We start from the raw sequence: 11,441 nt of genomic DNA on the forward strand, positions 1-11,441 counted from the left end.
GTCAGTACAGGCCGCCCGAGCTCATGTTGCCAAAGCTGGATTTCTGCCCGACCTGCGCCTTGTCGCCGGTCGACGTGGTAACCTCGCGCACCTGCTCGGTCTCTCCCGCCTGGAACAGGTCGAAATCGCCGCCCATCGCGTAACCGCCATCGAAGGTGATCCCGAAAAGCGGGTCTTCGCCCTCGCGGAAACATTCTGACACCACGTTGGCGCCGGATGCGCCCTCGGGCAGACGCGAGCCGGAATACCGGTCGATGTTGATAAAGTCACAGCCCTCGGGCACCTTGAAGTTGGAGCCGCCGTATTTCTCGATCGCCTTCTCCATGAACGCCTGGAAGACCGGGCCGCACATCGACGACCCGTAAGCGCCCCGCCCCATGCCGCGCGGCTGGTCATAACCGATGTAACAGCCCGCCGCGATGGTGGATGAAAAGCCCACGAACCACACGTCGCGCGCATCGTTGGTGGTGCCAGTCTTGCCGGCGATCGGCACCGGCAGGTTGATCGCACCGCGGGCCGTGCCCCGGTCAACCACACCCTTCATCATCGAGGTCAGCTGATAGGCCGTCACCGGATCCATCACGCGTTCACGATCGGACACGATCCGCGGGCCGCGCGACCGCGGGATACCCGGATCGTTGCAATCGGTGCAATCGCGCGTGTCGTGACGGTAAACAGTGCGGCCATAGCGGTCCTGCACCCGGTCCACCAGCGTCGGCTGGACCCGCTCACCGCCATTGGCGAACATCGAATAGGCCGCCACCATTTTATACAGCGTGGTCTCCTCCGACCCCAACGCGTTTGCCAGGAACGGTTTCATGTTGTCATAGACACCGAATTTCTCGGCATAGCGCGCCACCGTCTCCATGCCGACCTCTTCGGCCAGGCGGACCGTCATCAGGTTCCGCGACTGCTCGATCCCCGTCCGCAGCGGTGTCGGTCCGTAGAACTTGTTCGACGAGTTTTTGGGCCGCCACAGACCCTGCGGCGTGTTGATCTCGATCGGGGCGTCCACGACGATCGTCGCGGGCGTATAGCCGCTATCCAGCGCAGAGGCGTAGACGAAGGGCTTGAAGCTCGATCCGGGCTGGCGCTTGGCCTGCGTGGCGCGGTTGAAGACCGAGTGCTGATAGGAAAACCCGCCCTGCATCGCCAGCACGCGGCCGGTGTTGACGTCCATCGCAACGAACCCGCCTTGCACCTGCGGCACCTGCCGCAGCGTCCAGCGTATAAAGCTGCCATCGCTGTCGGCTGTCATGCGCCGCACATGGACGATCTCGCCCCGCTCGAAGGTTTGCTGGAAGTTGCCGGGCAACCAGGCGATATCGTCGCGCGGAACCACGTGGGGCTCGGCCTCGGTCTCCTCGACCCCTTCGATGCCCAGACGCATCTGCTGGTCCCCGATCTCCAGGATCACGGCGGGGTACCATGTCCCGTCAAGTTCGATGTCGCGCGCGACCCGCGTGTCGGCCAGCGCCGCGCGCCATGCCTCTTCGCTTTCCAGCGCCTCGGCGGGCAGGGTCTTGCCCGTCCCGCGCCACCGGCCCGTGCCGCGGTCATAGGTTTCCAGCTGTTCGCGCAGGGCCTCCGCCGCGATGTTCTGCAATTCGCGGTCGATCGTGGCCCGCACGGCCAGCCCGCCGGAAAAGAACTCGCCTTCGCCGAAATCCTGGCTCAGTTGGCGGCGGATCTCGTCGGTGAAATAATCGCGCGGCGGCAGCTGGGCGGAAAACGGTTCGAAATCGCCGTTCTGAACCGACTTGAGCGGCATCGCCACCTCGGTCTCGTAACTCGCCTCATCGATGTATCCGTTCTCGTACATCTCCTTCAGAACGAAGTTGCGCCGCGACATCAGCCGCTCTGCTTCGCGCACCGGATGATAATCCGACGGCGCCTTTGGCATCGACGCCAGGAACGCCGCCTCGTGCGGGGCCAGTTCCCGCAGGGGCTTGTTGAAATAGGTCTGCGCCGCCGCCGTCACGCCATAGGAATTCTGACCGAGGAAGATCTCGTTCATGTAAAGCTCGAGGATGTCTTCCTTGCTCAGCGTCTCCTCGATCCGCGTGGCCAGGATGATTTCCTTGATCTTGCGCTCGATGCGCCGGTCGCCGGACAACAGGAAGTTCTTCATCACCTGCTGGGTGATGGTGGACGCGCCGCGTACGTTCTGTCCGCGCGACCGCACCGCCTCGACCACCGCCGCGGCGATCCCGCGCGCGTCATAGCCACCATGGTTGTAGAAATTCTTGTCCTCGGCCGAGATGAACGCCTGCTTCACGAGGTCGGGAATATCCTCCGCCGGGGTGAACAGCCGCCGCTCGCGGCTGAACTCGTCGATGATGCGCCCCTCGCCCGAATAGATCCGGCTGATCGTCGGGGGGGTGTAGTTGGCCAGGCTTTCGTGGCTGGGAAGGTCCTTGCCATAGATATGAAACACCGCGCCGATCGACAGCGCGATCACCACGACAACAAGCGTCACGAGGCTGAAGATGGTGCCAAGGAAAGTGGTGATGGGTCTCAACAAGACAAAGGTCCTTTCAAAGTCGCCCTCATATAGTCGTCGCCGCAAAGCGCGTCAAAACACATTCCCGCGTGGGACGACCATAAGCGCCTCATTGCCGCACCAGTTCGGCATTGGCGGCGTCGGCCATTCTCCAGGCGACGACCGCGTCGCTGACCGCCTGTGCCATCCGGTCCCGCCAGGCCTTGTCGGCGATATTCGCCCGGTCACGGTCGGAACTGAGAAAACCCACCTCCAGCAGCACCGACGGGATATCCGGCGACTTCAGCACCGAAAATCCCGCCATCCTCATGGGCCGCGAATTCAAGGGCAGGCCGTTCTCGCGAATGCCCAGTTGGATCGCCTTGGCAAGCTGGCCTGCACGGGGCTGTGTTTCCAACCGGGCCAGGTCCATCAGCACGTCGGCGACCGTGTCATCCGAGCCGGTCAGGTCGATCCCGGCCAGCAGGTCGGCCCGGTCATGCCGTTCGGCCAGCGCCTCGGAGGCCTTGTCGGACGCGCTGTCGGACAGGGTATAGACGGTCGCACCATGCGCCCGCCCCTCGCTCAGCGCATCGGCATGAAGCGACAGGAACAAATCCGCGCGGACCTGGTGCGCGATGGCCACGCGCCGTTCCAGCGAGACGAAGCTGTCATCCTCGCGCGTCAGAACCACCCGGATGTCGGCGTCGCGCACCAGCACATCTTTCATTTCCCGCGCCAGCGCCAACATCAGATCCTTTTCCGCCAGACCATCCTTTTCGGCCCCCGGATCGATCCCGCCATGGCCCGGGTCGATCACCACGGTAAAGGGTTTGTCCGCATCCTTTTCCATGCGATCCAGACCAGAGGCCTTGCGCAAATCCCAACCCGGCAGGTCTGGCGCTCCAGCGGCTGCGGCGAACGTCTCTGGTGACGTCTCCTCCAGTTCGATCACAAGCTGCGCCGTGCCGGCTTCCGCATCCAACGCCATATCCGCGGCCTCGATGCCAAACGGCCCCGTCAGCGCGACCACCATGCGGGACCAGCCGGGCTGAAACGACCCCACGCGCACCTCGCGCGCACGCTCCGCCATGTCCAAAAGCGTACCGTCCACACCGCGCCAGTCCACTTCGCGGAAGTCGACCACCAGCCGTTCCGGCGCGTCCAGCGTGAACACGCGCCACGGCACGCCCTGGCTCAGCGCCAGTTCCAGAACCAGCCCCTGCCGCGTGTCCGACAGGCGCGATCCCTCCATGTCGACACGCGCCAGCCCGCCAAAGGACTGCGCGTTCGCACCCATTGCCCAAAGGCACATCATCAAAGCCAGAAACACCCGGATCATACTGCTCAGCCGCTTTCATCGGTCTTGTTGAACCACACCTTACACCAGCCCCGGCGATTCCCACAGCCCGCTTTTTCGCTGCTCTGACGGTACGTCCGGTCCCAAGCGGCATCCACGCCATTCATCACGATCAGGGGATCGGACCTATAACGCCTTGACCTCATCGCTCTGAAACCCGACACATGCCACGTCTTACGTACAGGAGAGCCCCGGATGATCCGCCGCCTTGTCTCAGCGACCGCCCTGACCTTGAGTTGCGCCCTGCCCGTCAGCGCGCTCGACCTCGAGTCCATGTCCGACGCCGAACGCGAAGCCTTTCGCGAGGAAATTCGCGCCTACCTTCTGGAAAATCCGGAAGTGATCATGGAGGCCGTCTCGGTCCTGGAACAGCGCGAGGCCGAGGCGCAGGCGCAAAACGATCAGGACCTTGTCGCGGAAAACGCGGACGCGCTCTTCAACGACGACAGTTCCTGGGTCGGCGGCAATCCCGAGGGCGACATCACCCTGGTCGAGTTCATCGACTACCGTTGCGGCTACTGCAAACGCGCCCACCCCGAGGTGACCAACCTGCTGGAAGAAGACGGCAACATCCGCTTCGTGCTGAAGGAGTTTCCCATTCTTGGCGAACAGTCGGTGACCGCCTCGCGCTTTGCCATCGCAACCCGGCAGGTGGCCGGGGATGAGGCCTATCATTCCGTCAGCGAGGCACTGATTGCCTATTCCGGTGATATCACCGAACCGGCACTGCGCCGGATCGCCGAACCGCTCGGCCTTCCGTTCGACGAAATCATCGCGGAAATGGGAAGCGACGCCGTCTCCGAGGTGATCGAGACCAACCACGCGCTTGGCCGCGCCCTTCAGATTTCCGGCACGCCGTCCTTCGTGATGGAAAACCAGATGCTGCGCGGCTATGTCCCGCAAGCCGAGATGGAATTGATCGCAGAGGATATCCGCAACGGCGGGTGACCGCGCGAAGAACCATCTGCAAGCCGCTGCAATATATACTTATTCCGCAGCTTGCGGCTCTTCCGCTCCCTCGGCCTCCAACGCGGCGGCCTTCTTTTCGACCTCTTCGACGATATGCTCGATCATCTGGTCGTTCGACATCTTGTGGCTGGCCTTGCCGGCCAGGTAGACCATGCCGCTGCCCGCGCCGCCGCCGGTAAAGCCGACATCGGTCATCAGCGCCTCGCCCGGCCCGTTGACCACGCATCCGATGATACTCAGGCTCATCGGCGTCTTGATGTGCTCCAGCCGTTGTTCCAGCGTTTCGACCGTCTTGATCACGTCAAAGCCCTGCCGCGCGCAGCTGGGGCAGGAAATGATGTTGACCCCGCGATGCCGCAGGCCCAGCGACTTCAGGATCTCGTAGCCGACCTTGACCTCTTCGACCGGATCGGCCGATAGGCTGACCCGGATCGTGTCGCCAATGCCCATCCACAGCAGGTTGCCAAGACCGATCGCGCTCTTGATCGTCCCCGAGGTCAGCCCCCCCGCCTCGGTGATCCCGAGGTGGATCGGCGCGTCGGTCGCCTCCGCCAGCGCCTGGTAGGCGGCGGCAGCCATGAACACGTCCGACGCCTTGCAGCTGATCTTGAACTCGTGAAAATCGTTGTCTTCCAGAACCTTGATATGGTCCAGCCCCGATTCCACCATCGCCTCGGGCGTGGGCTCGCCATACTTGTCCAACAGGTGCTTTTCCAGCGACCCGGCATTCACGCCGATGCGCATGGAACAGCCGTGGTCGCGCGCCGCCTTGATCACTTCGCGCACACGGTCCTGACTGCCGATATTGCCGGGGTTGATCCGCAGGCAGGCCGCACCCGCCTCGGCCGCCTCGATGCCGCGGCGATAGTGAAAGTGGATGTCCGCCACGATCGGCACCGGGCTTTCGCGGACGATTTCCTTCAAAGCCCTCGAGCTGTCCTCATCCGGCACCGAGATACGCACGATGTCGGCACCGGCATCCGCGGCGGCCTGAACCTGCGCGATGGTGCCCGGGATGTCCGTCGTGGCGGTATTGGTCATCGTCTGCACGCTGATCGGCGCATCGCCCCCGACGGGGACATCGCCCACCATGATCCGGCGGCTTGTGCGACGGTAAATGTTACGCCATGGACGAATGTGGTTCAGGGACATCTTTGCGCCTTCAGCCAAGTGTGCTTGTCACGCCAAACGTAAGCAGGCCGATCGTGGATGACAATGCGGTCGCCAAGATTTGCCGCCCCTGCGCGATCAATCCCGGATCGGCGTCTCGGCGCGGGCCTCAAGCTCGGCGACGTAACGCGACAGGTCCTGGTCCGCCTCCAGGTTTGCAACAGGCAAGGCATCTGCGAGCATCTGGGAATCGAGCGGAAGACCGGATGTGACCTGCCCGCGTTGCCCGGCCGGGCCGTGATGCACGCCGTTGACCGCGAAATATATGGCACCGCTTTCGCCGATCCGGATCGTCGGCGCGTCTTCCATCACCGGCACATCCCACGTGTCGCCCGCATTCATGATCGTTTCGTAGATCACGCTGCCGTCCGGGGCCTGCACGCGTACCCAGGCGGGGCGCACGGCAACCATCTTCACGCCCGCCGGTTGTTCGGCCAGGACCTGCGGGCTTTGACGCGGCTGGTTCTGAGGCTGAGGCTCCTGAACTTCGGTGACCTGGGTCGCGCCCGCCGTTGCCGAGGCATAGTCGGGCGATGTCCGGTCCGCTTCCGGCAGGTCGCCGCTGAACGCGCCCATTTCGGCCGGGTTGAGAGTCGAGATCGGCGCATCCCGCGCGATCATGACCGGAACCTCAAGCGCCTCGGGACGGTACAGCCGATCCAGCCGCTCGTCCCGCGGGGCGTTGAACACCGATGCGGTCGTTGCAGGGTCATTCTCCTGCGTCTCGCCACTGTTGTCCGCAGCCGCGACACCGGCCCCGTCGAGCGGGTCAAGGTCGCTCAGAACCGCGGGCGTATTTTCCACCGGCGCGAACTGGACGCGCTGCACTTCGTTCAGAATGCTCCATCCGCCATATCCCAGCCCACCGATCAGCAGGGCCAGAACCATGACCGAACCGATCGCACCGGGCTCGATCCGCGCCAGAAACGATTCCGTGGCCGGCACGAAGGGTGTCTTGGGCAGGGCGATGGGGTCTTCCTTGCGCGGCTGCCGGCGCAGCGGCCCTGCATCCGGGCGGCGGATACTGCTGGCCTCGGCAGACATGCCGTGCGCAATGGAAAAGCCGCTTTCCGCGCAGAAGCCCGCAAAGGCCCTGTCGGGATCCATGTTCAGGTAACGAGCGTAGGACCGGACGTACCCGGGGATGAACCCCGGCGTGTCGAAAGCGTCCGGATCACAATTCTCGATCGCCGCGATATACGAGGCCTTGATGCGAAGCTCGCGCTCCACGTCGAGAAGGGATTTACCGATGGTCGCGCGTTCGCCGCGCATGAGGTCGCCAAGACGAAGCTCGAAGGCGTCGAAGCCGCGCGGCTCACCCCCGGTCTCGTCCGTACTCCGCTTGGATCGGAACCCTATCATCAGGTTCTGCCCTCTAACTTCGTGCCTGTGTTTGTCCCGCCGCGCGAAAACCCTATTCCGGGTCTGTCCGATTCGCACGATGCCCTTCTTGTTTACGCTGTATTATCACAGCACAAGAAACAATGCACCTGTGACGACATTATGCTGACATTTCGGCACGATTCAGCGCGCAATGGCTCCAAAGCTCATCCATCGCGTTAACGAGGTGGTCCATCTCGTTCGGGCCATGCACGGGCGACGGCGTGAACCGCAAACGTTCCGTGCCGCGCGGCACGGTCGGGAAGTTGATTGGCTGGACATAAATCCCGTAACCGTCCAACAGCATGTCCGACAGTTGCTTGGTGTGGACCGGATCCCCGACGATGACCGGAACGATATGGGTGCCGTGGTCGATGATCGGCATCCCCAGCCCTTTCAGGCGCAGCTTCAGGATCTTCGCCTGCGTCTGGTGTTGCTCGCGCAGATCCTGGTCACGCTTCAGATGCGCGACGGACGCCGCGGCTCCTGCGGCCACGGCCGGCGGAAGCGACGTCGTGAAGATGAAGCCCGGCGCATAAGACCTTATGGCGTCACACATTTTGTCACTTGCGGCAATGTAGCCGCCCATCACGCCAAAGGCCTTGGCCAGCGTGCCGTTAATGATGTCGATCCGGTGCATCAGCCAGTCACGCTCGGCCACGCCGCCGCCACGCGGACCATACATACCAACCGCATGTACCTCGTCGAGGTAGGTCAGCGCACCGAACTCGTCGGCGATGTCGCAGATCTCGGCGATGGGGCCGAAATCGCCGTCCATCGAATAGATCGACTCGAAGGCGATCATCTTCGGCACATCGGGGTCGTCCGCCGCCATCATCTCGCGCAGGTGGTCCAGGTCGTTATGCCGGAAGATCCGCTTGTCGCCGCCATTGCGGCGGATGCCCTCGATCATCGAGGCGTGGTTCAGCGAATCCGAATAGATGATCAGCCCGGGAAACAGCTTGGGCAGCGTCGACAGCGTCGCGTCATTCGCGATGTATGCCGACGTAAACAGCAGCGCTGCCTCTTTTCCGTGCAGATCTGCAAGCTCGGCCTCCAGCCGCTTATGATAGACCGTCGTGCCCGAGATGTTGCGCGTGCCGCCCGATCCCGCGCCGGTGGCGTCCAGCGCTTCGTGCATCGCCTCCAGCACGACAGGATGCTGACCCATGCCGAGATAATCGTTGCCGCACCACACGGTAATGGGCTGCTCGACCCCGTCGGGCCGCTTCCACACCGCGTGCGGAAACTGGCCGTTCGTCCGTTCGATATCGATGAAGGTGCGGTAACGCCCTTCCTCGTGAAGACGGCTCAATGCGGCGTCGAGCTTGGCAGTGTAATCCACGCGGATCCCCTCCTGGCAGTCTGACGAGAGCGCGGCGCGGAGGCGTCCAGCTTCGCCTTTGGTGCGCCGGATATAAGTTTAAGCCATCCCGCGCAACAGGTTACAAATTGCCACGCCCCTGCCCGGCTGGCAACAGCGGCCCGGCCCCTCCTTTGGTCGCAATGGCACGGCCCCGCCCCGATCCCACTGGACAGTGCGGCGCGCGGTGGTAGGGTCCGCGCAACAACCCCTTCAGACCGGAGCCCGCGCATGTCCCTCGACGCCATTCTCACCCGTATCGACGCTCAAATGCCCGACGCGATGGACCGCCTGAAGGAACTTCTGCGCATCCCCTCCATTTCCACCGACCCGGCCTTCAAGCAACCCACCGAAGACGCTGCCGACTGGCTGGTTGCCGACCTGCAAAGCCTTGGCGTCAAGGCCGAGAAGCGCCCCACCACCGGCCACCCGATGGTCGTGGGCCACGTCGACGGGCCTTCGGACGGCACCGGCCCGCACCTCTTGTTCTACGGCCATTACGACGTCCAGCCCGTCGACCCGCTCGACTTGTGGAAGACCGATCCCTTCGATCCACAAATTCAGGACACCGATGCAGGCCAGGTCATCCGCGGCCGCGGCGCCTCCGACGACAAGGGCCAGCTCATGACCTTTGTCGAGGCCTGCCGCGCCTACAAGCACGTCACCGGCGAACTGCCCTGCCGCATCACTTTCTTCTTCGAGGGCGAAGAGGAATCGGGCTCGCCGTCCCTCATCCCCTTCATGAAAGAGAACGCCCAAGAGCTTCAGGCAGACCTCGCCCTGATCTGCGACACCTCGATGGTCGCCCCCGGCGTGCCCTCCATCGCCTCGCAACTGCGCGGCATGATGAAGGACGAGTTCACCATCCACGGCCCCCGCATCGACCTGCATTCGGGCCATTACGGCGGCCCGGCCCTGAACCCGCTCAAGGAAATCTCGCACATCATCGCCTCCTTCCACGACGACACCGGCCGCGTCGCCGTCGACGGCTTCTATGACGGCGTGCGCGAGGTCCCGGCAGAGCTTTTGCGCCAATGGGAAGGCTGCGGCTTCGATGAAGAGGAATACCTGTCCTCGGTCGGCTTCACCCGTCCCCATGGCGAGGAAGGCTACAGCGCCCTCGTCCAGCAATGGGCCCGGCCCACGCTGGAAATCAACGGCCTCTGGGGTGGCTACCAGGGCGCGGGCACCAAGACCGTCATCCCCGCCGAGGCACATTGCAAGCTGACCTGCCGGCTGGTCGACGACATGGACCCCGACGCGCTGCGCGTGAACATCCGCAAACATGTCGAGGACCGCCTGTCACCCGACGCCCGCGTCACCTGGAACGACGACCTCGACGGCTCGCCTGCGGCCGTGATGAACATCGACCGCCCCGAATTCGAGGCCGCCCGCCAGGCGCTGTCCGATGAATGGGACCGCGAGGCCGTGTTCGTCGGCATGGGCGGCTCGATCCCCATCGCGGGCTTTTTCAAGGACATCCTGTCGCTCGATTCCATGCTGATCGGTTTCGCCCAGGAAGACGACGCCATCCATTCGCCCAACGAGAAATACAACGTCGAAAGCTTTCACAAGGGCATCCGCAGTTGGGCGCGCGTGCTCGACCGGCTGTCGCGCTAGACCATGCCCATCCCCGGCTTTCGCCACGCGACCGCTCAGGTCAATGGCATAGACATCGCCTACAGCATCGGCGGCTCCGGCCCGCCGCTGCTGCTCCTGCACGGCTTCCCGCAGACCCGCGCGCTCTGGGCCCGCGTGGCCCCGGCGCTGGCCGAAACCCATACGGTCGTCTGCCCCGACCTGCGCGGCTATGGCGACAGCGCGAAACCGCAGGATGTCTCCGCCTGCAGCTTCCGGGAAATGGCGCGCGATCAGACGGCGCTGATGGCCGGCCTCGGACATGCGCAGTTCGCGGTGGCCGGGCATGACCGGGGCGGCCGCGTGACGCACCGGCTGGCTCTCGATGCGCCCCAGGCCGTCACCGCTGCCTGCCTGATGGATATCGTCCCCACCCACACGCTCTTGACGGAATTGCGGATGGACGTGGCGCAGGCCTATTACCACTGGTTCTTCCTGGCCCAGCCCGGTGCCCTTATAGAGGACATGATTGCCGCCGACCCGGACGCCTATTTCCACTCCTGCCTCACTGGCTGGGGTGCTGCCGACCTGTCGGATTTCGATCCCGATCAGCTGACCGCCTATCGCGACAGCTGGCGCAGGCGCGACACGATCCGGGGCATGTGCAACGATTACCGCGCCGCCATTGCCCATGACGTGCATGACGATGCCGATGATCTGGGGGCCCGCATCACCTGCCCCACACTGATTCTCTATGGTGCGAGCGGCGCCATGGCCCGCGCCTATGACGTGCCGGCCACCTGGGCCTCGAAATGCACCGACATCCGGGCGGACACCATACCGGGCGGGCACTTTTTCATCGACACCGCGCCCGACGCGACCATTGCGGCGCTACGCAATTTCTTTCTTTGAATTCAAGAGGGATACGTGGCGCGGTTGACGGGGCTCGAACCCGCGACCTCCGGCGTGACAGGCCGGCACTCTAACCAACTGAGCTACAACCGCGCAAAGGTCGTATTATTCTGCAGCAGTGGCGCGGTTGACGGGGCTCGAACCCGCGACCTCCGGCGTGACAGGCCGGCACTCTAACCAACTGAGCTACAACCGCCCGCTGCAAGCCCGGAACCGTGCCCGAGCGT

8 protein-coding genes and 2 tRNA genes are annotated in these 11,441 nt (G+C 63.9%); 3 read left to right on the plus strand and 7 right to left on the minus strand.

Annotated elements, in window-relative coordinates; all coding sequences use genetic code 11:
- Window position 1: 1 nt before the first annotated feature.
- Together RBB18_RS05730 and RBB18_RS05735 are read right to left on the minus strand one after the other, a co-directional pair.
- A complete protein-coding gene (locus RBB18_RS05730; RefSeq protein WP_103764202.1) occupies window positions 2–2,524 on the minus strand; it encodes a penicillin-binding protein 1A in 2,523 nt (840 codons plus the stop codon).
- An 88-nt stretch (window positions 2,525–2,612) separates the two neighbouring features.
- A complete protein-coding gene (locus tag RBB18_RS05735) occupies window positions 2,613–3,824 on the minus strand; it encodes an N-acetylmuramoyl-L-alanine amidase (protein ID WP_103764201.1) in 1,212 nt (403 codons plus the stop codon).
- Between the two features lie 213 nt (window positions 3,825–4,037).
- On the opposite strand from RBB18_RS05735, the gene RBB18_RS05740 reads away from it, so the two are divergent.
- Window positions 4,038–4,790: a DsbA family protein gene (locus RBB18_RS05740; RefSeq protein WP_103764200.1), complete on the plus strand. Its 753-nt coding sequence runs from the start codon at window positions 4,038–4,040 to the stop codon at window positions 4,788–4,790.
- Between the two features lie 39 nt (window positions 4,791–4,829).
- On the opposite strand, the gene ispG is transcribed toward RBB18_RS05740, so the two are convergent.
- The 3 genes from ispG to hemA form a co-directional block, all read right to left on the minus strand.
- Entirely contained in the window at window positions 4,830–5,963 is a 1,134-nt protein-coding gene (ispG, locus tag RBB18_RS05745; protein ID WP_103764199.1) for a flavodoxin-dependent (E)-4-hydroxy-3-methylbut-2-enyl-diphosphate synthase, read from the minus strand.
- Window positions 5,964–6,059: 96 nt separating this feature from the next.
- Window positions 6,060–7,343, minus strand: coding sequence for a helix-turn-helix domain-containing protein (locus RBB18_RS05750; RefSeq protein WP_306110816.1), 1,284 nt, complete (start codon window positions 7,341–7,343; stop codon window positions 6,060–6,062).
- 139 nt (window positions 7,344–7,482) lie between these two features.
- A complete protein-coding gene (gene hemA, locus RBB18_RS05755; protein ID WP_274594274.1) occupies window positions 7,483–8,706 on the minus strand; it encodes a 5-aminolevulinate synthase in 1,224 nt (407 codons plus the stop codon).
- 249 nt (window positions 8,707–8,955) lie between these two features.
- Between hemA and RBB18_RS05760 the strand changes: the two genes are divergently transcribed.
- Together RBB18_RS05760 and RBB18_RS05765 are read left to right on the plus strand one after the other, a co-directional pair.
- On the plus strand, window positions 8,956–10,344 hold the full coding sequence (locus RBB18_RS05760) for a dipeptidase (RefSeq protein ID WP_306110817.1): 1,389 nt from the start codon (window positions 8,956–8,958) through the stop codon (window positions 10,342–10,344).
- A 3-nt stretch (window positions 10,345–10,347) separates the two neighbouring features.
- Window positions 10,348–11,214 (plus strand): alpha/beta fold hydrolase, encoded by an 867-nt coding sequence (locus RBB18_RS05765; RefSeq protein WP_306110818.1) that lies wholly within the window; start codon window positions 10,348–10,350, stop codon window positions 11,212–11,214.
- Window positions 11,215–11,230: 16 nt separating this feature from the next.
- On the opposite strand, the gene RBB18_RS05770 is transcribed toward RBB18_RS05765, so the two are convergent.
- Window positions 11,231–11,307, minus strand: a tRNA-Asp gene (locus RBB18_RS05770).
- A gap of 26 nt (window positions 11,308–11,333) precedes the next feature.
- Window positions 11,334–11,410, minus strand: a tRNA-Asp gene (locus RBB18_RS05775).
- Window positions 11,411–11,441 lie beyond the last annotated feature (31 nt).

It is taken from the genome of Roseovarius sp. MMSF_3298 (assembly GCF_030733705.1).
Taxonomy (GTDB): Bacteria; Pseudomonadota; Alphaproteobacteria; order Rhodobacterales; family Rhodobacteraceae; genus Roseovarius; species Roseovarius confluentis.

Excerpts from the sequence above, each read along its gene's own strand:
- RBB18_RS05735 (WP_103764201.1), bottom strand. The coding sequence starts at position 3,824 with ATGATCCGGGTGTTTCTGGCTTTGATGATGTGCCTTTGGGCAATGGGT.
- RBB18_RS05740 (WP_103764200.1), top strand. The coding sequence starts at position 4,038 with ATGATCCGCCGCCTTGTCTCAGCGACCGCCCTGACCTTGAGTTGCGCC.
- ispG (WP_103764199.1), bottom strand. The coding sequence starts at position 5,963 with ATGTCCCTGAACCACATTCGTCCATGGCGTAACATTTACCGTCGCACA.
- RBB18_RS05750 (WP_306110816.1), bottom strand. The coding sequence starts at position 7,343 with ATGATAGGGTTCCGATCCAAGCGGAGTACGGACGAGACCGGGGGTGAG.
- RBB18_RS05760 (WP_306110817.1), top strand. The coding sequence starts at position 8,956 with ATGTCCCTCGACGCCATTCTCACCCGTATCGACGCTCAAATGCCCGAC.
- RBB18_RS05765 (WP_306110818.1), top strand. The coding sequence starts at position 10,348 with ATGCCCATCCCCGGCTTTCGCCACGCGACCGCTCAGGTCAATGGCATA.